The 25,607-nt window shown below is 33.0% G+C and carries 20 protein-coding genes; 8 read left to right on the forward strand and 12 right to left on the reverse strand.

The window, feature by feature from the left end; genetic code table 11:
• Entirely contained in the window at positions 1-1,017 is a 1,017-nt protein-coding gene (locus IPO86_10270; protein MBK9728492.1) for a PorP/SprF family type IX secretion system membrane protein, read from the reverse strand.
• A 230-nt stretch (positions 1,018-1,247) separates the two neighbouring features.
• Between IPO86_10270 and IPO86_10275 the strand changes: the two genes are divergently transcribed.
• Entirely contained in the window at positions 1,248-2,729 is a 1,482-nt protein-coding gene (locus IPO86_10275; protein MBK9728493.1) for an NAD(P)H-hydrate dehydratase, read from the forward strand.
• Positions 2,726-3,430: an NAD-dependent deacylase gene (locus IPO86_10280; protein MBK9728494.1), complete on the forward strand. Its 705-nt coding sequence runs from the start codon at positions 2,726-2,728 to the stop codon at positions 3,428-3,430. The genes IPO86_10275 and IPO86_10280 overlap by 4 nt, the downstream gene beginning before the upstream one ends.
• Here the strand turns inward: IPO86_10280 and IPO86_10285 are convergent.
• From IPO86_10285 to IPO86_10315, 7 genes are all read right to left on the reverse strand, one after another.
• On the reverse strand, positions 3,427-6,288 hold the full coding sequence (locus IPO86_10285) for an outer membrane beta-barrel protein (GenBank protein MBK9728495.1): 2,862 nt from the start codon (positions 6,286-6,288) through the stop codon (positions 3,427-3,429). The genes IPO86_10280 and IPO86_10285 overlap by 4 nt on opposite strands.
• 72 nt (positions 6,289-6,360) lie before the next feature.
• Entirely contained in the window at positions 6,361-7,605 is a 1,245-nt protein-coding gene (locus tag IPO86_10290) for a hypothetical protein (GenBank protein MBK9728496.1), read from the reverse strand.
• Positions 7,606-7,607: 2 nt separating this feature from the next.
• Positions 7,608-8,552, reverse strand: a complete 945-nt coding sequence (locus IPO86_10295; protein MBK9728497.1) for a hypothetical protein — start codon at positions 8,550-8,552, stop codon at positions 7,608-7,610.
• Between the two features lie 68 nt (positions 8,553-8,620).
• The gene (locus IPO86_10300) at positions 8,621-10,930 is read right to left on the reverse strand and encodes a CotH kinase family protein (protein MBK9728498.1); all 2,310 of its coding nucleotides are present in this window, start codon (positions 10,928-10,930) and stop codon (positions 8,621-8,623) included.
• A gap of 16 nt (positions 10,931-10,946) precedes the next feature.
• Complete coding sequence (locus IPO86_10305) at positions 10,947-11,639, reverse strand: DUF4956 domain-containing protein (protein ID MBK9728499.1); 693 nt, start codon at positions 11,637-11,639, stop codon at positions 10,947-10,949.
• A gap of 146 nt (positions 11,640-11,785) precedes the next feature.
• Complete coding sequence (locus IPO86_10310; GenBank protein MBK9728500.1) at positions 11,786-14,239, reverse strand: ribonucleoside-diphosphate reductase subunit alpha; 2,454 nt, start codon at positions 14,237-14,239, stop codon at positions 11,786-11,788.
• Between the two features lie 49 nt (positions 14,240-14,288).
• Complete coding sequence (locus tag IPO86_10315) at positions 14,289-15,266, reverse strand: ribonucleotide-diphosphate reductase subunit beta (GenBank protein MBK9728501.1); 978 nt, start codon at positions 15,264-15,266, stop codon at positions 14,289-14,291.
• Positions 15,267-15,702: 436 nt separating this feature from the next.
• Here IPO86_10315 and IPO86_10320 point away from each other — a divergent pair, with 436 nt between their 5' ends.
• Positions 15,703-16,284: a pseudouridine synthase gene (locus IPO86_10320; protein MBK9728502.1), complete on the forward strand. Its 582-nt coding sequence runs from the start codon at positions 15,703-15,705 to the stop codon at positions 16,282-16,284.
• 14 nt (positions 16,285-16,298) lie between these two features.
• Here the strand turns inward: IPO86_10320 and IPO86_10325 are convergent, their stop codons facing one another.
• The gene (locus IPO86_10325) at positions 16,299-17,279 is read right to left on the reverse strand and encodes a pyruvate dehydrogenase complex E1 component subunit beta (GenBank protein ID MBK9728503.1); all 981 of its coding nucleotides are present in this window, start codon (positions 17,277-17,279) and stop codon (positions 16,299-16,301) included.
• A gap of 133 nt (positions 17,280-17,412) precedes the next feature.
• Positions 17,413-18,747 (reverse strand): peptidoglycan synthetase, encoded by a 1,335-nt coding sequence (locus IPO86_10330; GenBank protein ID MBK9728504.1) that lies wholly within the window; start codon positions 18,745-18,747, stop codon positions 17,413-17,415.
• Between the two features lie 102 nt (positions 18,748-18,849).
• Between IPO86_10330 and IPO86_10335 the strand changes: the two genes are divergently transcribed.
• The 5 genes from IPO86_10335 (at position 18,850) to IPO86_10355 (ending at position 22,465) form a co-directional block, all read left to right on the forward strand.
• The gene (locus IPO86_10335; protein ID MBK9728505.1) at positions 18,850-19,017 is read left to right on the forward strand and encodes a hypothetical protein; all 168 of its coding nucleotides are present in this window, start codon (positions 18,850-18,852) and stop codon (positions 19,015-19,017) included.
• A gap of 61 nt (positions 19,018-19,078) precedes the next feature.
• A complete protein-coding gene (mnmD, locus tag IPO86_10340) occupies positions 19,079-19,753 on the forward strand; it encodes a tRNA (5-methylaminomethyl-2-thiouridine)(34)-methyltransferase MnmD (GenBank protein ID MBK9728506.1) in 675 nt (224 codons plus the stop codon).
• An 83-nt stretch (positions 19,754-19,836) separates the two neighbouring features.
• Positions 19,837-20,373, forward strand: coding sequence for a hypothetical protein (locus tag IPO86_10345; GenBank protein MBK9728507.1), 537 nt, complete (start codon positions 19,837-19,839; stop codon positions 20,371-20,373).
• Complete coding sequence (locus IPO86_10350; protein MBK9728508.1) at positions 20,370-21,695, forward strand: TlpA family protein disulfide reductase; 1,326 nt, start codon at positions 20,370-20,372, stop codon at positions 21,693-21,695. The genes IPO86_10345 and IPO86_10350 overlap by 4 nt, the downstream gene beginning before the upstream one ends.
• Positions 21,692-22,465, forward strand: coding sequence for an SDR family NAD(P)-dependent oxidoreductase (locus IPO86_10355; GenBank protein ID MBK9728509.1), 774 nt, complete (start codon positions 21,692-21,694; stop codon positions 22,463-22,465). The genes IPO86_10350 and IPO86_10355 overlap by 4 nt, the downstream gene beginning before the upstream one ends.
• Positions 22,466-22,627: 162 nt before the next feature.
• Here the strand turns inward: IPO86_10355 and IPO86_10360 are convergent, their stop codons facing one another.
• Positions 22,628-23,029 carry a DUF1801 domain-containing protein gene (locus IPO86_10360; GenBank protein ID MBK9728510.1) on the reverse strand — a complete coding sequence of 134 codons (402 nt, stop codon included), beginning with the start codon at positions 23,027-23,029 and terminating at the stop codon, positions 22,628-22,630.
• A 5-nt stretch (positions 23,030-23,034) separates the two neighbouring features.
• The gene (locus IPO86_10365; GenBank protein ID MBK9728511.1) at positions 23,035-25,605 is read right to left on the reverse strand and encodes a T9SS type A sorting domain-containing protein; all 2,571 of its coding nucleotides are present in this window, start codon (positions 25,603-25,605) and stop codon (positions 23,035-23,037) included.
• Positions 25,606-25,607 lie beyond the last annotated feature (2 nt).

Raw genomic sequence — 25,607 nt, forward strand, 5'->3', positions numbered from 1 at the left:
TTAATAAATCGGGCATTTTTTGTAAATTCCAACAGGTTCTACACCTCTAAAAACATATTGGACAGTCAATTCAGGACCGCCACGTTTATTGGATGCTGTCTTAAAATCGGATGTGTTAATATCATAAGAACCTGAAATCAACCAGTTTTTTAATTCTAATGCTAAGATTGGATAAAAGGCATCTTCCAATCTAATTCCACATCCTAATAACAAATTCAATTTTACACCTGGATTTTTATCCAAATACAATCTAAACATGCCAGAACCAACGGTTTCTTCATATTTATCTTGTTGTTGAAATTGCCCACTTAGCATCAAATCTAAAAAGGATCCTATGCCAATATCCAGATTGGCATGCAAAACCATTCGTTGTGGTAATTGAACTTTGGTTTGTGAAAGACCATAAAACGTTTGATCTGGTTCTAATAGGTGAAACATTGCACCTCCTAGAAGAATTCGGGATCTTTTAGTTAAGGAGTATTGATATGCCAATCCACCGGATAAATCTAAAAAGAAGGAACCGGATGTTTTAAAATTCTCTCTTGGAGATAAATTTGGATCATATCGATCACCATTCCACTGATTATTCCATTTTAATTTCTCTTCTGAAAGTCTTCTTTGACCAACATTTGGGCTAAGTCCGATTATGATTAAATGGGATTTCTTTAAAGTTAATCCATAATTTAAGGACACATTTAAAGAAGTCAAACTTAGTTCAGAATCACCTGCCCGGTCATAGTCAAAACCAATACCGGCTCCTATATAGTCACCATTCGATTTTAACTTGATTTTACTGTCGTAAAACATGCTCAAGGTTAAATAAGGAACGGCTACAGTCTGCCATTGATTCCTGTAATTAGCGGTAATTCGATGATTTCCCTGATAAAGTCCTGTTTGAATAGGACTTTGACTTGGGTAGTTCAAGAAATACTGCGAGTAGTGAATATCCTGGCCATTTAAAAAATCGGTTGTAAGGAGTGATATCCCTAAAATAATAAAAATATGCTTTAAAGGCATAATTAATTGATTATTAATTAGTTAATAAAATTAGTACTAAATTTGAATAATGTAAAAACGGAGTGTTTATGGAGAAATCCCTTAGGAATAGCAATATTATGTGATTTCATGCAAATATTCAAACATATTTTGAATTATTTTATACATTATATTAAAATATTTCTTAATATTTGTTAATGATGCCAGCCCAAGTTTTTATAGATTCGCTTATCATTGTACTATAAATTAAAATGTTACCAGTCTATAATGTAAATCAAATTCGAAATTGGGACCAGTTTTCCATTCAAAATCAAAGTATACAATCTATTGATTTAATGGAATCGGTAGCAATGAAAATTGTAAATTGGATCACTAAAACATATGAACCCAGGCGAGGCTTTATCATCTTTGCTGGTAACGGTAACAATGGTGGCGATGGACTAGCTGTGGCGCGGATCTTAACTTTAATTGGTTTTGAAGTGCATGTGGTATTAATCCAGGTAGCTGGTCATGTCTCAGGCAATTTTCAAATAAATTATGAACGATTAGTCAAGATTGGTTTTAAGAATTTTCTCACAACGGAAGCTGGATTTAATTTTTTAGAACAAGTTCCTGCATGCATAATTATAGATGCTGTTTTGGGTTCCGGTGTGGATAGACCAGTTTCTGGAGAGCTTCTATTGCTCGTTAATCGTTTAAACGATATTCATAATTTTAAGGTTTCAGTTGATTTACCAACTGGTTTGGATGCTGACAAAATGACTTCGTCTGAATTTTTTCATACGGATACTACGCTTACACTCCAAGCACCCAAATTATGTCAGCTTATTCCAGATACAGGTCAATATTGCGGAGCGCTTACATTGCTGAATATTGGTTTGGATCCTAAATATTTAGATATAACTCCAGCAAATAAATTTTTTATAGAGCATTCTGATGTTGTATCCCTTTATAAACCGAGATCAAATTTTCAATACAAAAACAATTTTGGTCATACTTTAATAATTGCTGGTAGTGAGGGAATGGCAGGAGCGGCTTTACTAAGTGGTGAAGCGAACCTGCGCACAGGATCCGGATTATGTACCATTAGTTCAGATCCATTAAATAGAGAAATCATCCAAATTGGCCTGCCTGAAAGTATTTTTGAAAATTTTAATCAAATAGATTATGCTAAATATTCAACTATCGTTATTGGTCCAGGATTAGGGATTACGACTAAAATATCCAAACTGTTCATAGAGGTTCTGGATCACTACAAAAAACCTATGCTCATAGATGCAGATGCTTTAAAAATAGTGCATTTGGAAAATTTAATTTCTAAAATTCCTGCTGGTAGCATTCTTACTCCTCATATTGGTGAATTTGATTATTTATTTGGAAAATCGGAAAATGGATTTGAGCGTTTGGATAAAGCAATTTTTGTAGCTGAAAAAAATAATATTTACATTGTCTTAAAAGGGAAATACACAGCAATCGTAACACCTGACAAGAATGTATTTTTTAATAGTTCTGGTAATGTGGGTCTTGCAAAAGGTGGTAGTGGCGATGTATTGAGTGGAATGATTGGTTCGTTATTAGCGCAATCCTATACCGCTAAAGATGCTTGTATTGTCGGAGTTTATTTACACGGATATGCAGCAGATCTGGCTGCACAAAATAGTGCCTTTGAGTCTATGATGGCACGCGATGTTATTCAAAAAATTCCGGATGCATTTCTAAGCCTTCAACGATGAAAACAAAATTAGTAGTTTTAACAGGTGCTGGCATAAGTGCCGAAAGTGGTATTAAAACTTTTAGAGATTCTGATGGATTATGGGAAGGCTATGATGTAATGACCGTTGCAAGTATTGAAGGTTGGAATAAAAATCCAGCTTTAGTTCTAGATTTTTATAATCAAAGAAGAAAACAATTACTAACTGTAAACCCCAATACTGCACATTTACTGTTGGCAGAGTTGCAGGATTTATTTGAACTCAGTATAATTACACAAAATGTGGATGATTTACATGAGCGTGCAGGTAGTTTAAATGTAATCCATCTTCATGGCGAATTGCGAAAATGTAGAAGCGTAGTTGATCAACAAAAATTATATTCACGGGATTCGGATATCGTATTAGGTGATTTATGCGAAAGTGGTTTTCAATTGAGGCCTCACATTGTATGGTTTGGAGAAGATGTGCCTTTGATGAATCGCGCCATAGAACTTACGGCAGAGGCGGATGTTTTTTTAATTATTGGTAGTTCTTTGCAAGTCTATCCCGCAGCTGGTTTGATGTATTATTTAAAAAATAGTACTCCAATCTATTATATTGATCCAAATCCTGTTATTAATTATGAGTTAAAAGATCACCGGCAGCTTCATATTATTAAAGCCTCCGCAAGTTTAGGAATGCAATTGTTTCAAAAGGAACTAGAAAAATTAAAACTCCTTTAGTTTCTACGTTCATCCCAACGCCTCATTCGGTCCTGATCCATTGTATTATTTTGGGTAGCTTTTTTTCCAGAGTTATAGTTTCTTATATTATAAGTAAAAGAAATCATAAGAAACCGCTGTAAACTATTCGTTCTGGAATCTTCAACATAATAATCAGATACCGACTGCAATATGTTAATATTTTGATTAAATAAATCATTTACTCCGATTGCGATTTCGCCACGTTCATTCTTGAATATTTTTTTACCAAATGCAAGATTAAAAAGCCAGATTGTTTGATCAGGTCTGTCCGTTAAACTTTGCGTTGATTTCGAATTCAAATCCATTCTAATGATTAAACTATTATAGAACTGCCATGCGAATCGAACTTTATTCTCAAAATAAAAATAATTATCTTCAATATTTTTTGAAGTGTAATTATTGTATGATGGTCTGAATTGAATATTAAAATCAATTTTTTGATTAATATTACTAGATAGTGAAATTCCCAAAGAAGTATTGTTTTGAGTTGATCTATTTATTAAACTGTCAACCAGACTTGGTGCTTTTGAATAAATATAGGATGCATCTAAGGAAAGATTACATTTAATTTTTGGAATTGGAAAGCTGTACGAACAGAAAGCTCTATACTGTTTTGAGATACCATAATTTTCAGGAATACTCAATTGACTCCCAATAGGAAGGTCGATAATATTAAAAATAGGATGATTTCGACTCCTTATATAAAGATGATTTGAAATATAGTTTTGTGTAATAGTGCCTCCAAGCATGAGGTAAATCATACTGGAGTTTGCATTCGATGAAGAATAGCGTATATTGAAATTATGATTTAACGCTTGTTTTAAATTAGGATTTCCGATGCTAAGCTGAACTGGATTCGAATTGTTTAAAACATTTTGTAATTGGTTTATAGTTGGTAGTTGTGTCGTACTTCTGTAATGTAAATTAAAACTCTTGGTTCTTGTTGGCGTATATCTTAAAAACAATGAAGGGAGAATGTTATTAAATATTTTATTATTATCATTTTGAATTGGAATATATTGTTGATTTAATAATTTTGATGTTTGCCAATGGATTCGGGAACTTAAATTTAATTTTTGCTCTCTATTAAATTGGTACCCTAGTCCAACTTGATGTGATTTTGAATTTGAAGTAAAATGATTACTTAAAGACGAGTTGAATTGCTCGCCATATAATCCATCTAAGGATATATCATAGGTCGACAAATCAGTTTCATCTTCCTGATAACTCATTTTATAATTAAGGACTACGGAATGTTCAAGTGTTATGGGTTCTGTATATTCAATATTAGAACTCAAACTCCATTTACTAATCGCATTGTCTGATCTTTGACTTATAGTATCAATGAATAATTTATTTTTAGTTTCATATGTAGTTACAGAATTTTGTTCAAGATCTTCTGTTTTTGGAGCTATATTATGATTTAGATCTATTGATACGGATCGTCCGATTTTAGCAAACCGGTGTCGGAATAAGAGGCTATTTGAAATATTACTTCCTTGGATATCAGAATTGTTTGTATTTAATGAATGATTTGTAAGGATATCATTTAAATAGGTACCACTTTCACTTGTGACACCTGATTTATTTAATTGTATGGTTATCCTCGGGCGAAAAATTAAAGTATTGAAACTATCCATTTTATATTCAACTCTTCCATTTAATCTATGGTTGACATTTTTTGGTTTTGAATTTGTAGATTCAAAATAATGTTGATCTAAAAAGCCACTTGTCAAATAGGTTCGATCCAGATCGTTTTCAATATTATTACTAGTTAAATTGTAAAAATAAGAAAGGTTTAATTCAATTTTTGATCCGAGTTTATCCGTATAGTTAATTCCAACAGCATTCGTTTTTGCAATACCTCCGGATTGAGGTACAAGAAAGTCATTTACACCATTTCCAGGTCCCCGGCCTTCCCTTCTAGGATTTGTAGGATTTCCAGAATTTGACCTGTTTCTTGAATTATTAGAATTTCCCATTGCGCCAAGAATATCATCTACGGCAAAATTTTGGATATTTACATTATTCGACATTCCGATCAAACTTACTCGCCGGTTTCCATCGAAAAAATTAAGGTTTGTTCCAATTTGGTATTTATCATGCACACCATACCCTGCATAGAGTTTTCCAAATTGTCCATTGTTCATTCCATTTTTCGTAACAATGTTAATAGTTTTTACAGTATTGCCATCATTAATACCTGTAAATTGTGATTGCTCACTTAGTTGATCAAATATTTGAACCTTATCAATAAGTTCTGCAGGCAAGTTTCTTAAAGATAAATTAGGGTCATTTCCAAAAAATGGTTTTCCATCAACTAAAATTTGTTTAACTTCATCTCCTTGAGCTTTTAAAGTCCCATTTTCTTTGTTTATTGAGGGCATTTTTTCTACCAATTGATCAGCGGTTGCATCGTTCATCATTTTAAATGAATTTGCATCAAATTGAACGGTATCATTTTTAATGCTCCCTAATGGTTTCTTATCTTTTATAACAACTTCCTTTAATAGTTTAGTATCCGGTAAAAGGGTAATATTCCCTAGTAAAATATTGAAATTTTGAATACTTATTTGTTTTACAATGGTCTGAGTACCTAAATACTTTATTTGCAATTTGTATTCTCCAGCAGCAATGTTTGTAAACTTAGCATACCCAATACTATCTGTTAGTTGAGATTGTATAGCAATATTCTGTTCCTTTATAAGATCTAAATTCACTCCAAAAATAGGCTTCCCCTGATCATCGATAATGGTGGCATCAATAGAAAGCGATTGACCTCTTGATAGTGGAAAAGCAATAGTATAAAAAAGTATCACTAAAAAAACAATCCGCATTTTATGATATTCAAGTTTTATGATGTTATAACGTGTAAATATACGATTGAATTATTCCTATTTCAAGGATTCTTAGGATTGAGATAAGTAATAACGATTTGGATTTATATAGAATTGATCCGTATAATAAAGAAAATCAATATATCTATTAAATATCTTGAATTCAAGTTCTTTCAATTCCATCTCATATTTAGTTTGCTGTATCATAATTTTTAAAATTAAATCAGTATCGGTAAAACCAATATTCACCATTTGATCAAAGTCATAGGTTTTAGTATACACTGAAATTGAATGTTGCAACAGTTCATATGCATGGATTTGATTTCTAATATCAATATAGATTGAATTGACTTTTAGTTGCTTTTTATTTTGATCCGATTCTAAATTAAACTGTGTTTGAAATTCTTTGATTTTTGAGTTTTCCTCAAGCGCTTTGCTCATTGTGAGGTACGGGATTCTTAAACTGATTCCGGCAGATAGTTTTTTTGACAAAAGATCTTCCGGGTCGGATTGGTATTTTAATTGTACAAAATCCAAAATTTTATTCGCTTCTGATTTGTCTTGGTCTAATTTAATCTTTATTTTTTGTAATGTTGAATTTAGTTTATCAGTTTCAATTGAAATATTTATTATTTTAAAAGTATCCAACGCATTCTTAATAAAAGCAACAGTGATTCTATGATCCTTATCACGAGTGTCGCTTAATTCAATTCCAATTTCTTTAGATAAATTTGTTAATTTAAATTCAGTTTCAGCTTGAGCTCTTTTTGATTTTTGATAGTTTAAATCCTCTTCAAAATAATTTTCTAAGTTTGTTTTATTTGTATAATCTAATCTAAGCTTTGCGTTATTCAATGATTTTTCTCGTAAATTATTAGATTTTAAATGCAATTCATTTAATTCTTTTGATTCCATGAAATCAAGAACAGATTTATATTTTAAATAAGTAGCATGATTTTCAATTGAACGAAATTCAATATTTATAAATTCTTGTTCAATAAGGTTCAATTTATTTTGATATGAATTATACTTAGGGGATGTAAAACGAAATCTTAAGCTATATTCCTGTTGATTAAGTTTATATTCATGAGATTCCGATCTAAGGTCAATTCTATTAATTAACGGACTATGAAAATCATGTGTTTTATAGTAGTCGGAAAGTGAATTCAATGATTTGTATTGAGGCATATCATTGTTTAGAATATAATTTTTATAAGGATTTTGAGCTGCAATTTGGGAAAGACTTAATAGCAGTAAAAAGAGTATTCTAAGAGAATACAGAAAGTAGGTTTGCCAAATCAATCTAAAGAAGTGCATATTTAGTGATTTAGCAATTGAACGCGTACTTTTTCACCTTGTAGAAACAAATTATCCTGCTGAATATTTATTTGTACTTCCCTGCCCCATGCCCGAAGTTCAGGTATTTTTTTTAGACGTTCAGGAAGCGCTGTTATTCTTGTTCCAAGATTAACAACAAAACCTTTAAGAATATAGTTTGTATTAATTAATGAAGAGATAAGAACGGTGTCCCCATTTTGAATCGTGCTTATGAAGCCCTCTCCAATGAATGTATTTACAATATTTGGATGTGTAGCATAAATTTTAAGGATACTATTGTAAGATGGTATTTTGTCACCTGGATTAAATTCAAATTGGCCAATAATTCCATTTTCAGGGCTTAAGAGGAATGAATTTAATTCTATGTTTGAAAGTATCTTTATTTCGGATTTAATTTTTAATGTTTTCGCAACTAAGGCATCATTATTGAGTTGTATATCTTTATTTAAATTTTTAATTTTAAGATCTATTTCTGATAACTCAAGTTGCAGTTTAATATTTAATTCATCTCTTAAATGCGCTACCGAAGAATTTGATATTGTTTTACTTGAGTCACCATATACTTGTATTAAAAGGTCTTTTTGTAGATTTGAATTTCTAATTAATTCTTGTGATTTTAAGTGATAGTTTTTATTAATTTCATTTCGATGATTTAATAATAATGTGAGCTCACTTTTTTGTAATTCTCGATTTACTATATTTTTCTTTTCAAGTTCTACTAAATCAAATTCTAGATTTTGTTTTTCTTTATCAATTTCAATACGTTTAAACCGCGCAATGGTATCTCCAGTTTTGATTGCATCTCCTTGTCGTTTAAAGATCTCAATTATTTCTACCGGAAAGCCAAGATTAATGCTTCGTACTTGATTCTCAGCGATACCAAAAAAAGCATCTGAATTACTTATGGATTTTTTAATAAAAGGCAATATTAGAACGATACATAATATTGCTAATATATATACAAAGTTAATAGTTTTCACGACCGTATAAATGCTTATCGAATGATAAATTTCGAAGATTTGCTTTCAATTTTAATAACATAGAGGCCTGTTGAAAGCAAAGAAACATCAATTAAATTTTTGTTGATATAGTTTCCTTCAAGAACTTTGTTTCCTATTAAATTATAGATTGAAAAAGGAGTTGAATCTTCAAACGGTGTATGGATTTGAATCCATTTGCTTGCTGGGTTTGGAACAATCGTTATAGATGAATTTTCAAATTGGTAATTTGTGATTATAAGATCATTATTCTTATTGAACGTGGGAGCCTGGACGATAAATGATCCGCTACCGTTTGGTTTCCTAGCATATCCTTTGTCGGTAAGTTGTGCACCGAAACTAACCTTGTCAACTTGTTGAGCTAGGCTATCTAATAAAATAATTTCTTCACCGGAGGCTGATAGTTTAAAATTTGCATGGTAGCCTGTTTGCTTTCCATTTTCATCAGCCCAAATAATTAAATAACTATCTGGAATAAGTTTGGTGCCGTAAGGAAAACGATATTTATCAAGGTTTGTTGGATTATCAGTTAAAATCCAATTACTGATATCAATTTCTTTATTTGAATTATTGTAGAGTTCGATCCAATCATCAAATTCACCATCCTGATCAGCCATCGTAGTTGAATTCGAAGCCATAAATTCGTTAATTACAATTTCAGTGGCCGATGAATTTTTTAATTCTACTTGATAAATGTAAACGTCATGTTCCGCACCTTCTGGTGAATATTTAGTAGTTCCTGCAGTATTATTGGCAATAGATTCAATATAATATCTTATAAAATTACCGTTTGGATAGGCTGGAATAGAAGCTGCATATATTCCATCCTTCGCTTGGTTGTCGTTATGGTTTCCATCATCATACATTACGATTTTGTTAAAATAGCCATCATAACCTGGTGCAAAATATAAATTTACTTGCTTTGCTGCTATGTTACCACTGATTGTTGCTTGAATCGTTACTTCTTGAGTTTCATCTGGAGTTTTGAACGGTACCCCATTTGTCAAAAATTGCACATCAGAAATAGTAGCACCTATTTGCTTGAATTCTGTATTGTTTAAAACAAATGTTCTTCGACTTCGCATCCAATTTATTAGAACATTTTTTTCTGCTTGAAATGCAGAATACGTCATGAATTTTTTTGGATCACTAGTTACTACGGAATCGATATGATTGTAGAATGTGTTGATATAATTTGTGAAGTAGGTGGAGTCTAATGTAGCATTAAAAAGGCTTCTAACATGCGCTAAGTATCTTTGTCTTAATGCCGGAACAGCAAAAAGTCTGTTTGTTAATGGGAATTTTACATCAGCCTCTTTTAAGAATATTGACCAATTCGTAGTCTGTCCTTTCATCACTGAGTTTGCATCATATTCAAGTGGAATGAGTCGCTCTACGTCTTTTTGGTAAATTGCATAATAATCCATTCCTCCTTTATTTACATAGCTATCGTCATCGCCAAATAAAATCTCTTTAGCTAAAAACCAAAGAGCTCGGTCAATATCAAATACTTTATTCAAGCTGTCTTCTAATTGCGCCAAAGGGACCGTATTTAAAACTTTAGTAACTCTTGCAAGATCGGCCCATGGATTATCAACTGTAGTATGTTTTAATGTATAATGTGGTTTATAACTTGACGTGTCATCACCTAAATAATTTAAAGTCGAAGTTCCTGCACCAAAACCACCCATCCCTCCAGTGGTTCGTTCACATCTCCATCTGGTACCGTCGTTACTTAAAAACCATTCTTTGATATATGCCCCATCTAAAGCTTGAACATTCGGATAGAGTCCCCAATCCTGACCATTTATATAAAGATGAATAAAGTTAGCTTTCAAAGAAGGGCAAAAAGGTCTGGTAATATTTTCATATAAAACCTCTCTGGTGCAGCTATTATCTTCGAATGCATTATTGAAGTTTAAGGTTTGATATCCTTTTAAATCTTGTTCGGGGTCCAAAAAATCCATTGTAACATTAAATGATTTTTTTTGGCTGGTTACTCTGGAATAAGACGTTTGACCTTTAAACCGAACACCCACATTTGGATAGGTTACGCCATCTATAATTAGGCTGGCTACGATATCTTTTTTAGATTGATAATTATTAGTTAGTTGGGTCCAATAATCAGGCTGATCAAATATCAGATCTACACGTCTTAATTTTTCAGTGTTGTAAAGTCCTGCTACTTCAGAAATTCCTGTTATTAACCGTTTCCCATCGGTTGAGAATTGGACTTCCGATGGAAGTTTTTGTGCTTTAACACTATTGCATATTAGCAATAGTAAGCATGCTATAATATTTTTCATTCAACAATTTTAAACCTCAAATACTTTCTTCTTCTGATCTCAAATTATATCGTATTGATTTAACTTCAGATAAGGCGGAGATAGATTCTATTAAACTATTTTCATCAATATTTTGTGAAGATTTGACTTCCCAAATATAACTTTTATCAGTTCTACCTGATTCTAGTGAAATATCTATTCTGATGAGTTCTGCTGCAATTTTAGCCTGGACAAAATATTCACGAATGCTCTTTTCTCCAATACGAGCATCTTGATCAAATGTAACCTTTATAGTTTGGGATTTTTTAGGATAATTACTTAATGGTGATAAGTCTAATAAAAAAGCCAAAACACAAAAAAGTACACAGCCATAGAGCGCTATATTAAAAGCAAATACACCACAAGCTATTCCAGATGCCAGCGCAGCAAAAATAAAAATCATGTTTCTTGGCTGGTTAATATTTGTTCTAAAGCGGATCATTGCAAGCACTCCTAACATCCCTAACCCTCTTCCTATACTATCACCAACTGCCTGAGCTACAATAGCTGCAATGATAGATCCAAGTATCATAGATTGTATAAAATGACCTGGAGATTGATTGTGACCTGTTGTTTTTTCATAGGTAAATGCAATCAAAGAAGACAGGAAAAAGCTTAGCAACAAAGCATATAATACAGATAAAGGCGACGGATTATCAGTATTTATATTCGTTAATGAAAAATCAAACATTTCGGAAAGTTAAGCCTTTTTTAAATTTGATCCTTAATTTTAGTTAAGCCTACCAAGAGATTTGGACGGATGATTGATCAAAAGGTTTAATTGGGGAATATAAATTCCCCCAAATGCCCCATATTAATAAACTCTGTGTATGCGCTCTAACCTTGGCAAAAAACACAGCCATCTTCCATAGTACAAGACTGTCCTTCTGTCATTGTTTGAGTTTCCGTGGCAGCAAACATTTCCTGCAATTGCTCAATCTTGATTTCACCAGAACTTGGTGAAGTGGTCATTGTAAATTCTTCTGATTTTACATCTTCAATTTGATCCACAAATTTGCGCTGATGCTTTTCACTTAGTGTAAATTTAATAGGATCTACAGCAGATTTTGTTCTGAGGTAATACATACCGGTTTTTAAACCTTTTTTCCAAGCATAGAAATGCATTGAGCCTAATTTATTTACGGTAGCGCTTTCAAGAAACAGATTTAAGCTTTGACTTTGACAGATAAATGCACCTCGATCTGCAGCCATGTCTATGACTGCTTTTTGGCTTATCTCCCAGACTGTTTTATAAAGTTCTTTTAAATGTTGCGGGATGTTGGGAATCGTTTGAATAGACCCATTATTTAACATCAACATTTCTTTCATTTCTTGATTCCAAAGACCAAGTTTTACGAGATCTTCTAATAAATGTTTATTGATTACAATATATTCTCCAGATAAGGTTCTTCGAGTGTAAAAGTTTGAAGTATAAGGTTCAAAGCACTCATTATTACCTAAAATTTGTGAAGTACTTGCAGTCGGCATAGGTGCAAGTAATAGACTGTTTCTTAAACCGTTTTGGATGACCTCTTTTTTTAAGGAATCCCAATCCCAACGTTTGGAGTCTGGAGTCACTCCCCACATATCAAATTGAAATATTCCTTGGCTCATGGGTGAGCCTTTAAAACTTTCATAACTGCCATGCTTTTTTGCAAGTTCGCAACTTTCTTTTACAGCAGCAAAATATATTGTTTCAAAAATATCTTTGTTTAATTGTTTCGCTTCATCACTATCGAATGGCATTCTCATTAAAATAAAAGCATCTGCCAAACCTTGTACGCCAATGCCAATTGGGCGATGTCTAAAATTGGATGTTTTGGCTTCTGGAATTGGGTAATAATTAATATCAATGATTCGATTTAAATTTCTCGTTATTACTTTTGTTACAGCTGCCAATTTTTTGAAATCAAACGTATTATTTTCAACAAACTTAGGTAATGAAATAGAAGCTAAATTACAAACTGCAACTTCCTCGGCTGAAGTATATTCAAGTATTTCTGTGCATAGATTTGAAGAACGTATAGTGCCTAAATTTTTCTGATTTGATTTTTCATTACAAGCATCTTTGTATAATAGATATGGCGTTCCCGTTTCTATTTGACTTTGACAAATTTGAAACCATAATTCCTGCGCTCTTACTGTTTTACGCGCTTTGCCATCCGCTTCATATTGATGATATAAAGTTTCAAATTTTTCGCCATAGGAATCGTATAGACCGGGTGCTTCATTTGGACAGAACAAGGACCAATCTGCATCATCTAAAACTCGTTGCATAAATAAGTCAGGTATCCAAAGGGCAAAAAATAAATCACGAGCTCTCATTTCTTCTTTGCCATGATTCTTTTTTAATTCTAAAAAATCTTCAATATCCGCATGCCAAGGTTCAATATAAATAGCAAATGCACCTTTGCGTTTTCCTCCACCCTGATCTACATATCGTGCGGTGTCATTAAATACGCGCAACATTGGAATAATGCCATTGGATGAACCTCCAGTTCCTTTTATATAACTTCCTTTCGCCCGAATATTATGAATGCTTAAACCGATTCCACCAGCAGATTGTGAGATTTTTGCACAGCGACTTAAGGTTTCAAAAATTCCAGAGATTGAATCATCTACCATACTTAATAAAAAACAGGAAGACAATTGCGGTTTTGGTGTACCCGCATTAAATAATGTTGGAGTCGCATGGACAAACCATTTCTCTGACATTAAATTATAGGTTTCGATTGCAGCATCTATATTTTCACCATGAATCCCTACAGCGGCTCTCATTAAAAGATGTTGTGGTCTTTCAACTACTTTTTTATTGGCTTTTAATAAGTACGATTTTTCTAATGTCTTAAATCCAAAATAATCAAAACTATAATCTCTATCATAAATAATTGCAGAGTCTAATAAGTCTGCATGATTTCGAATTACACTAATCGTTTCATCGCTTATAAGGCCTGCTTTCTGGCTAGTTTTTGGATCGATATATTGATATAGCAATTCCATAGTTTCAGAAAAGGACTTATTGGTGTTTTTATGCAGATTTGATACCGCAATTCTAGCTGCAAGGATTGCATAATCAGGATGTATCGTTGCAAAACTTGCGGCAGTTTCTGCGGCCAGATTATCCAATTCCGATGTCGTAACACCGTTGAAAAGTCCGGTAATTACTTTTCTAGCAATTTCTATTGGGTCAACAAATTTACTATCGAGGCTATAGCACAATTTCTTCACACGGGCTGTAATTTTATCAAAACTGACTTCTTCCCGCTTGCCGTTACGTTTTAGTACTTGCATAATAAGTATAGATTAAAAATCAAAAAAGGGTTAAAAAAAAAACTACGGGTTAAAACTCTTCGTCTATGGTAAATACCTTCGGAGCATGTCCCGTTGTTACGCCCGATTTTTGGTATTCCGACACCCTTTTTTCAAAAAAATTGGTTTTACCTTGCACGGAGATCATTTCCATGAAGGCGAATGGATTTTGAGAATTGTAAACTTTAGGATTTCCTAATGCTATCAATAGTCTATCAGCAACAAACTCAATATATTGACACATCAATTCTGCGTTCATACCGATTAAAGCAACTGGTATTGCATCGGTAACGAAATTTTTCTCAATTTCAACAGCATCCTTGATGATTGCTTCGACTGTCTCCTTTGGAAGTTTGTTATTAATATGCTGATTGTATAATAAACATGCAAAATCACAATGCATTCCTTCATCTCTTGAGATTAATTCATTAGAGAAGGTTAAGCCTGGCATGAGCCCGCGCTTTTTAAGCCAAAAAATACTGCAAAATGATCCACTAAAGAATATTCCTTCTACTGCAGCAAAAGCAATTAACTGTTCCTGAAAACTACCTTTTTTTATCCAACGCATTGCCCAATCTGCCTTGTTTTTAACACATTCCAGGTTGTCAACAGCGTGGAAAAGGAAATCTTTATCTACAGGATCCTTAATATAAGTATCAATTAATAAGGAATAGGTCTCTGAATGAATATTTTCCATCATGATCTGAAAACCATAAAAGAATTTAGCTTCTGGATACTGAACCAGCCTGACCATGTTTTCAGCAAGGTTTTCATTAACAATTCCATCACTTGCTGCAAAAAATGCAAGGACATGTTTAATAAAATGTTTTTCGTCAGAAGTTAATTTATGCTGCCAATCTTCCAGGTCCTGAGCAAGATCTATTTCTTCGGCAGTCCAAAAAGAAGCTTCAGAATTTTTGTAAAATTGCCAAATATCATCATGCTTTATTGGAAATATGACAAATCGATCGGGATTTTCGGTAAGAATTGGTTCTGAACGGTAATTCATTGGCTCTTGCTGTTTGAGTTTGGTAAGCTGATCGGGTAATTGTGGTTCAAATGTATTTAAAACTTAATATTATATAACAAAAATTTTGATATATTTTTTTACTTAATATGTATTGCTTTGATTTATATTTAGAAATCTGATTTAATAAATTGTGATCCATACAAAAATCATATTATCAATAATTATTATATTTAGCTCAAAAATACAACGAACTTTGTTTGATTTTTTACAATAATTATCAACATAATGTGGAAAACTTGGGTAAAAAACTGAAAAGGCGTTAAATACAAAATGTTAATTCTTGCTATGGTTGTGGAAAACGCATTAAAAATGTTTAAAACTTATAATAAAATGACTCTAAAAGTTTTAAATATATGATTTTGTTTAAATATGAAGGTAATTTTGAAACCCTAAATGGACTAAAACAAACTATAAAATGTACTATTACAAAATATATAAACCTTATGGAGTCTTAAGTCAGTTTAGCAAAAAAGAGCCTGAACAAGTAACTCTCCAGGATGTATTTAAGTTTCCAAAAGCAGTTTACCCAATTGGAAGATTGGATAAAGACAGTGAAGGATTATTAATTTTATCAGATGATATTGCATTAAATAATAAGCTTTTAAACCCAAAATTTAAAATGCCGAAAACATATTTAGCCCAGGTAGAAGGAATTCCAACCCAAGAAGCATTGAAAAAACTCGAATCTGGGATTTTAATTAAAATTGATGGAAAATCACATACAACATTACCTGCAACAGTTAAATTGATGGATAAAATACCGACTTATCCAGAAAGAATACCTCCCATCCGACTCCGTAAATCCATCCCAGACCGGTGGATCGAAATAACAATCCATGAAGGAAAGAATCGACAAGTCAGGAGAATGTTTGCAGCTGTAGGCTTTCCGGTACTGCGACTTATTAGAATTTCAATTGGACCCATACAATTAGGTACATTGCAAGCAGGTAATACGGTGCTCCTAAATAATGCAGAACTTCTTGCTTTAAAAGTGTAATTAACTAAAAAGTGCTATCTGTACAATACACTTTTAACTGCCTTAATCACTTTCTCAGGATTCGGAAGATACTCTTGGACCATAGTTGGAGCATATCCCAGGGATGTATCCGCTGCATTTACTCTCGTTACTGGTGCATCAAGATAGTCAAATGCATGTTTTTGAATAGTGTACGCAATTTCAGATGAAACGCCCGCAAATGGCCAGCTTTCGTCCACAACGACTAATCGATTTGTCTTTTTAACAGATTGTACGATGGTTTCATAATCCATAGGACGAATAGTTCTTAAATCGATTATCTCTGCATGAATTCCTTCTTTTTCTAATTCTAATGCTGCTTGTTTAACTACTTCCATCATTTTATTATAGGAAACTATCGTAACATCAGTTCCTTCTTTACGGACTATCGCTTTACCAATAGGTACCAGGTACTCATCCTCTGGTACTTCTCCCTGAAGTCCATAAAATGACTCAGACTCCATAAAACAAACCGGATCATTGTCTCGAATTGCTGATTTCATAAGACCTTTAGAATCATATGGATCAATACAAGAAACTACTTTTAATCCAGGACAGTTAGCTAACCAACTTTCAAAGCTTTGGCTATGTTGTTGTGCCAGTTGACCTGCAGCACCGCTGGGTCCTCTGAAAACAATTGGACAATTAAATTCGCCCGCGGATTGTGACAATGTTTTTGCAGCGTTATTTACAATTTGATCAAAGGCCAGAACCGCAAAATTCCAGGTCATAAATTCAATTATCGGCCGCAGGCCATTCATTGCCGCACCTACACCGATACCAGCAAATCCTAATTCTGCTATAGGTGTATCAATAACTCTTTTAGGACCAAATTCATCCAGCATCCCTTTGCTCACTTTGTATGCACCATTATACTGGGCGACTTCTTCACCCATTAAAAAAACATTAGGATCTCGCCTCATTTCTTCACTCATCGCTTCTCTAAGCGCGTCCCTTAAGCTTAATATTCTTGCCATATGATTTGAATAGCCTGCAAAAATAGATAAACTACAGGAAATTAAAGTATTTCGTAATAGGATCCCTGAAATGTAAAGCACATGCTGCTTTAAGCACTTAAGTACAATGCAGATTTGAATTAAAATAGGAAGATTATTGAAGACTTATACCTCCAAATTGCCCACTTCCTAAAAACAGAATTAAATCAAACTCGGATTGATATTTATTTAAAAATTCTTCTAGTTGTGATTTGTTTTCACACACTTTAATGGAATCATTTCCGAAAGCTGACTTAATGAAAGCAGGGTCTAGTAAATTCATTCTTTTAATTTCTAATGCTTTTTGATCATAATAAACAACTACTTGATTTGCTAAGTCTACCGTGTATTTATACTGAGGTAAAAATTCCTTATTCAAACTGCTATAAGTATGAAGTTCCAGTATTACAAGGATTCGTTTGTCAGGGTAGCGCTCCCGAACTGCCTCTATAGTTGCTTTAACCTTTGAAGGTGCATGTGCAAAATCCCGGTATCGAACTTGGTTTGAATTTTCTGAAATTAATTCCATGCGCTTAGCCGCACCTGTAAAGCTACTTAAGGCTTCTGCAACTGGATTTAGAGGAATGTTTAAAATACTGCAAGTATTCAGAACTGCTTGCAAATTTTGCATATTGTGTTTGCCAAAAATTTTGAGCGGAAAGGTTTTATCTTTTATAATTAAATATACAGTTCCATTTATTAATTGAGAATTTGCTTCTGTATATGGATGACTCATAAGATGGTCAGCATGATGCAAAATAATCTCAATTAAAAGAGGATCCTTTTCATAATAAATCACATGTGACCCTACATCTAAACTGGCTACTAAATTCTGAAATGTATTTAAATAGGATTGAAATGTTGGAAATACATTGTAATGGTCCCATGCAACTCCAGTGATAATATTGATTGTTGGATGGTAATGCATAAATTTTGAACGAGCATCCAGGCATGAACTTAAATACTCATCTCCTTCTATGATTGCATAGGGAGCATTTGTAAAAGAAACCATAGTGTCAAATCCGTCCAATTGTGCTCCAACCAGATAATCAAATGAAATTCCAAGCTTTTGAAATACATGCATTAACATGGAGGTCGTTGTTGTTTTTCCATGACTACCTGTAACAACAATTTGAGTTTTATTACTGAATTGTTCACCAACAAACTCAGGGAATGATTGTATTCGTATACCAAGCTCCAAGGCTTTCAATAATTCAGGATTGTCATTTTTGGCATGCATACCTAAAATGACCAGATCTAATTTTTGATCAATCCTATTTGCATCCCAACCTTCAATTTCTGGCAAGATTCCAGCTGCTGCCAATCTGCTTTTTGCGGGTTCATAAATTTGGTCATCACTGCCACTAATCTGATGTCCTTGATTAGATAATGCTAGGGCTAAATTGTGCATTACACTCCCTCCTACTGCTATAAGATGTATCCTAGACATTCATATTATTTATAATATAGGGTAAACATAGTTTAAATTTAGAAAATAATTTATCTTTGCAGTCCGTTTTGAAAGTATTCAATCATTTCTAAACTGGTTATTATGAAAATTCAGAAAAAATCCGGTACTTTATTAGCATTCGCTGGGCTAGCTATGCTTTCACTTGGTTCTTGCAGCAGAGGATATGGTTGTCCATATGACTTTTCTGTTACTAAAAGCGCCTTTCAACTAATTGCGACTTGTTTTCAGACATTGATAAGTCTGCTTTAAATAAGCAAATTAAGATATAGCAAAAGCCAGTCTTGACCAATCAGGACTGGTTTTTTATTTTATGGATAGGCGAATAATTATTTCTACCCAGGATGGCTCGGATAGCATATTTGATCCGGCGCATAATGTCCATTTTCACTCCATTTATGGTGCATTGACAGAAAGTAAACATGTGTTTATCAGAAACGGCTTAGCATTGGCAAGTATCGGTAAATCTGAGCTTAAAATACTTGAAATGGGTTTTGGTTCTGGCTTAAATGCTTTTCTTAGTTTTATATATTCGAAGGAAAATAATTTAAAAATTGAATATACTGCTTTAGAAAATGAACCGTTAAGCCTGGATTTAGCGATTCAATTAAATTATCCAATGCTTTTAAAATCTGAAGAAATTGAACCAGCATTCGAAGAATTTCATCGTTGTGGTTGGGATTCTAAGATTATTCTAAGTGATCATTTTAGCTTGACAAAATTGAATTGTGATTTGGAAAATTTTGAATCGAATGAATTTTTTGATTTAATTTACTTTGATGCATTTGCTCCGGAAACACATTCAAATCAATGGAGTTTAGACATTTTTCAAAAGCTATTCCAGAGTACTTCAATAGGCGGCATTTTAGTTACTTATTGTGCTAAAGGATCTGTAAAACGGAAATTAAAAGAAGTTGGTTATAAAATTGAATCCCCTCCTGGTCCGCCTGGAAAAAGGGAAATGACTCGAGCTATTAAATACAATTGAATTAAACTAGATTTTCCAGGGATTCTTAAGAACTAATTTGATATTATAGTTTTTCTTAATATTTTTGCCTAAATTATTAACAGATGAGTATTGAAAAAACATTAGGAGTTGGTTCTAGAGTTCGGCATCCTGCATTTGGAGATGGTGTAGTCGTTATTGTAGATGTAGCAGCATATCAGGTTTGTTTTATTCAATTTGGAATGAAACTGGTGGGTAAAGATTACACACAATGGGAAATCATTGAACGCCTCGAACCTGCAGAAGCAATTTCATTTACGGAAGCTGAAAAATCACTAGCTAAAATTTTAAGAGCTTGGTCTGATATTACAGAAGTTACACCATTAGGTGATAAATGGAAAAATGGAGTGATGATTTTAAAACCAGGGGAAATTGGATTGAAAGAAAAGGAAATCCCAATTGAGCAATTTTTTCATAAAATTGTTATGCTTAGAGATCGATTACGAGTTATGGAGCAAAGAATAAATAGTAGCAATTTAACAGATGAAGAAAAAATTAATTTGCAACAGTATATAACGCGTATATATGGAAGTTTAACAACCTTCAATGTTTTGTTTAGACATAAGGAGCATCAGTTTGTAGGTGAAAAAGGGGAAGCATGATTAGATTTAAATTTATTATACTTCTTTTTTGGACTGCAATCTTATATAATTCATGTATTACAATTCCCAATCAACATAAAGGTTTTCCACCGGGAATTTGGAGAGGAATTATTTATATAGATGAATTTAAAGATTTGATTGTTACCCAAGGAAGAAATGAAGTGGTTACCCGGGATGTGAATTATGAGTCTAAATCAAAGTTTGTTCCATTTAATTTTAGAATTCATAAAGATTCTTTAGGCAATCCAGTTTTAACCGTATTAAATGGTGATGAACAAATTATTTTTAAAGATATTAGTTTTGGTAAAGATCGTCGTACAGGTGATGATACTTTTAAAATCAACTTAACACCATACGATGCTTGTCTTAAAGGGGTTTTTCAAGAAGATAAAATGAGAGGCTATTTTATTGTAAACGACAAAAAGGATTATTATATGCCTTTTGAAGCTCGATATGGTCAAGCTCATAGATTTACAAAAGTTCCAGAGAAGGCTACCGTTGATTTAAATGGAACCTATCAGGTAGTTTTTTCAGACACAACAAAAGACCGTTTTGATGCAGTCGGTGAATTTATACAACAGGATCAAAAACTCACTGGAACATTTCGTACAGAAACTGGAGATTTTAGATACTTGGAAGGTGTTGTTGAAGGAAATAAGTTTGCTCTTTCTTGTTTTGATGGTGCACATGCTTTTTTATTTGAAGGTGAATTATCTGGGGATTCAATTTCTGGTATGTATTATTCAGGTAAACATTTTAAAACAAATTGGCATGGACATAAAACGAGGAATGGTATTTTAAAGGCAGCAGATGCATCCAGTTATTCGAAGCAATCATTAAATGATTTTCTTTTTAAATTTAGTACGCCCGAAGGAAAAGTAATTGATTTTGCAAGTAAAGAATTATCGAATAAAGTTAAAATTGTTCAAATAATGGGATCCTGGTGCCCAAATTGTAAGGATGAATCCATTTTTTTAAATTCGCTTATCACAGAAAACAAGTTTTCTGATTTATACATTGTTGGATTAGCTTTTGAAAGATATGCTGACAAAGAAAAAGCAATGAATCGGATTAAAAATTTCAAGACAAGTATGAATTTGAATTATGAAATTGCTTATGGTGGATTAGCAAATAGGGATTCTGCAGCTATGGTCTTACCGCAATTATCTGGAATTTCTGCCTATCCTACTACCCTATTTGTAGATCGTCAGAATAAAATTTATAAAGTACATACTGGATTTGAAGGTCCTGCAACTTCAAAGTATGAAGATTATAAAAAGGAATTTCTGGAAACGCTTAATACACTTTTAAACTCGAAATGAAAACTATTTTAATTTCAGGTGCAAGTTCAGGAATTGGAAAAGCTACAGCCATTGAATTTTCAAAATCTGGCAATTATCAATTAATCCTATGTGGTAGAAGATTAGACCGATTAAATGCAATAAAGGAGTTATTGGAAACTGAATACAAAGTAAATATTCATGTTTTAAATTTTGATGTGCGTTCCTTTGTTGCATGTCAAACAGCATTCCTTAGCTTGCCAAAAAAATTTCAAAGTATTGATATTCTATTAAATAATGCTGGACTAGCAAAAGGTTTAGACTTTATACATGAGGGTGATTTAGAAGATTGGGAAACCATGATTGATACAAATTTAAAAGGATTACTGTATATGACAAAATTGGTTTCTTTGGGGATGGTTGAGCGCAAATCGGGACATATTATCAATATTTGTTCCACTGCTGGAAAAGAAGTTTACCCTAAAGGAAATGTTTATTGTGCCACGAAGTATGCTGTAGATGCATTAACAAAGGCAATCCGATTAGATTTATTTTTGCATAATATTCGGGTTAGTCAAATTGCACCTGGACATGTGGAAGAAACTGAATTTGCGCTGACACGTTTTGATGGGGATGTAGAAAAAGCTAAAATCTATCAGGATTTTAACCCTTTAAAATCTAAAGACGTGGCAGAAACTATTTATTTTATTGCTACACGGCCCGCCTATGTGAATATCCAGGATGTGCTTATGATGGGAACGCAACAGGGATCCTCTAGCCATATTAATCGAAGTGGGAGAATGTTTGATTAAGCATTGCATTCGATATTTTCCATTAGCAACAAATCTATTTTATTGAAGAAACGCACACTCATACAAGTGAGTCGATATCGCTTGATGAATATTTGATGTAAAATTTGCTTAACTTTTAATACTATTTAAAGTGTATTTAAATACTTACCTCAATTGAGATTGTTATTTATTTAATTGGGAAATATGATCAATTTCGGATGCTTGTTGTAATAGTTCACGTATTTTATATTCGTTTATTTCTGTGACTTTATAAAATGTTTTTATGGATACATATTTTCGTTTTCCCAAAGTAAGGTAGTTAGTATCCATTAGTAAATGGCCGCTTGTAAAACCTAATTCTACCCCATCCTTTGCTAGCTTCCCCCATGGAATTGCTCCTGGCCAAATGAAACAAATATTCTTATTTAACTTATAAAACGGTACATTATAGGATAGCTTCTCTCGGATTTCTGGGATCGTATCAAAAATAAGTGTTCTTAAGTTTTCAACAATTAATTTTTGATTTTCTGGCAATATTGCAAACATTTCTTCATAATTATTAAAATGGAAATCCTGGAATTTCATTGGATTTAAATCTTTGTAAAGGATTTACATATTTTCTGATTAGAAGCGTAAATATTTAGATAGTATAATCCAGTTGCATATTTTTCAATAGATATAAAAGAATCTTTGGTAGTATCTAAAATAGTATTTTGAACTAAACGACCTAAATAATCAAGGATTTGAATCCGAAGTATTTTATTTTTTAATGGTTCTTGGATTTGAATATTTAATTTATCTGTTGCTGGGTTTGGAAATAACTGGATGCTCAATTCAGCTTTTGCTTGACTTACTTTGACGATCTTTTTTAAAATATCTTTTAGTGGAAAACTCATAATGGATTTTCCAAAAGTACCAGCAATAAGCGTGTTTTCTGCTTCATTTATGGCAAGGTCAAAGACTTCTATAAATGGCATATTATCGCCTATTCTTTCCCAGCTTTCACCACTATCTACGCTTCCATAAACCCCTATGTGATTCCCAATGAATAAAATGGAATCTCCACGAAATGGATACACTAATAAATCATATACAGGCAATGAAGGTAAATCTGAATGAATACTACTCCAGTTTAGACCATTATTAGTAGTCCTATATACATATGAATTAAAATCATTACTGCGCAAACCACTGAGCGTAACATAAAATGTATTTGAATTTTTATAGGAAGTTTTTACAGAAGAAATATAAGCAATTGGCAAGCCTGCAGAAACATTTACCCATGCTTGATCAAAATTTTTAGTTAACCATACATTGCCATTTATCGTTCCTGCAATAATGACCGAGCCATTCAATGGAGATTCATCAAGACTCGTAATGGTAGGATTTGAACGGGACGCATACCGTGGATTATTTACTAAATTGGGACTTATTACTTTCCAATTGTCGATTGTATCTATTTCATTAAAGTAGACTTGATTTGAACCTGCCAAAAGTTTTGATGTGTTATGGTGACTAATCATATAAGGGAAATCCCAATTTTTTGGTCCGCCAAGTCCAGTTGTAAATGACCTCCAATCACCATGATAATATTGTTGGAGTGCTCCATTTTGATATTCAGCATAATAAATAGTAGGATCGTCCTTTTTAAATGCCATTTGAAAGCCATCACCACCGTAAATACGCTCCCAATTTTTAATAGTTGTTGCATTCCCACCCGTAGAACCATTATCTTGTAATCCACCGTAATAATTCGATTTTTCTGAAGGGTTATAAGCTACTCTATAAACTTGGTTCGTTGGGATATCTTCTAAATCTACCCAGCTATCATCAGCGTTAATATGCTTATATAAACCGCCATCTGTCCCTAATAAATAATCGCCATTTTTGAAAAATACTAAATCATGTTTATCGGCGTGTACATCATAAAAAGACCAGGGATTTGCTGCTAGTTCCCAATTGTTTCCACCATCTACTGAACGAAATATTTCAATTGCCATCAAATAGATATCATCTGGATCAAGAGGGTTGATAGCAATTTTGTCAAAATACCAACCAAAACCACCAAAATCTTCACATTCTAATCCAGAACCAGGGAGTAATGAAGGAAGTTCTTGCCAGGATTCGCCAGTATCTTCAGATTTATATAAGGCAAATAAATTATTTGACAATCGATTATTACAAAGAAATGTTCTCACATATCGAGCGTATAAAATATTTGGATGACTTTCTGAGATCGCTAATGCAATGCGGCCATTTAAACTATCACTAGGCAAACCATTTGTAATTTTTTTCCAATGAATACCACCATTAATAGATTTGTAAATCTGTCCGTCTGGTCCACTAACAAGGCCTCTGTTATTAAAACCTAATTTATTCCATCCTACTGCAAAGAGGATTCCTGGATTCTTTGGATGCATCACAATATCTGTAATACCTGCTGAATCATTTAAATACAAAATTTTGTTCCAACTCACTCCAGCATCGATTGATTTATATAAACCCCGATGTTGATTTTTTTCATAGCTATATCCTAAAGCTGCAACATAGATAATTTTCGGATTCGTATAATCTAGAATAATTTCTGTTAGAATTTTTGTTTCGTTGAGTCCGATATTCTTCCAGCTATTTCCATTGTCTATACTTTTATAAATTCCATTTCCTTGACCACAATAGAATCCGCCACTATGATCACCTGTAGCGATATAAATATTGTTTGTATTAACGGGGTCTATTGCAATATCACTGATATAAAGGGTTATTTGATCATCAAAAATGGCTGACCAGTTTTTACCTCCATCTAGGGTTCTGTAGGCGCCTCCATGTGAAAAACCAATAAATATAATATTTTCATTTTTTGGATTAATCGCGATGGTGTTAACGCGTCCTCCAAGATTACCGGGTCCTTGTACAGTCCAGTTTCCTGGAAAATTTAATAGAGGATTGCGATATTTTGATTTAGCATTTTTGAAGGATTCTATTTCATTTTTGCGCAACTCCATAAAGTCCAGAGTAGGTTCACCCAATTTATCCATTAGATAATTATCATCAGGTGGATTCAAATTTACGGTTTCAGGTACTTGAATGGCTTCAGGTTTGCAACTAAGTAAACAGCTAAATGTCACAAGTACGATGTATACGATAGATTGTATTTGGTTCATGC

The organism is Saprospiraceae bacterium (genome assembly GCA_016717265.1).
GTDB lineage: Bacteria > Bacteroidota > Bacteroidia > Chitinophagales > Saprospiraceae > Vicinibacter.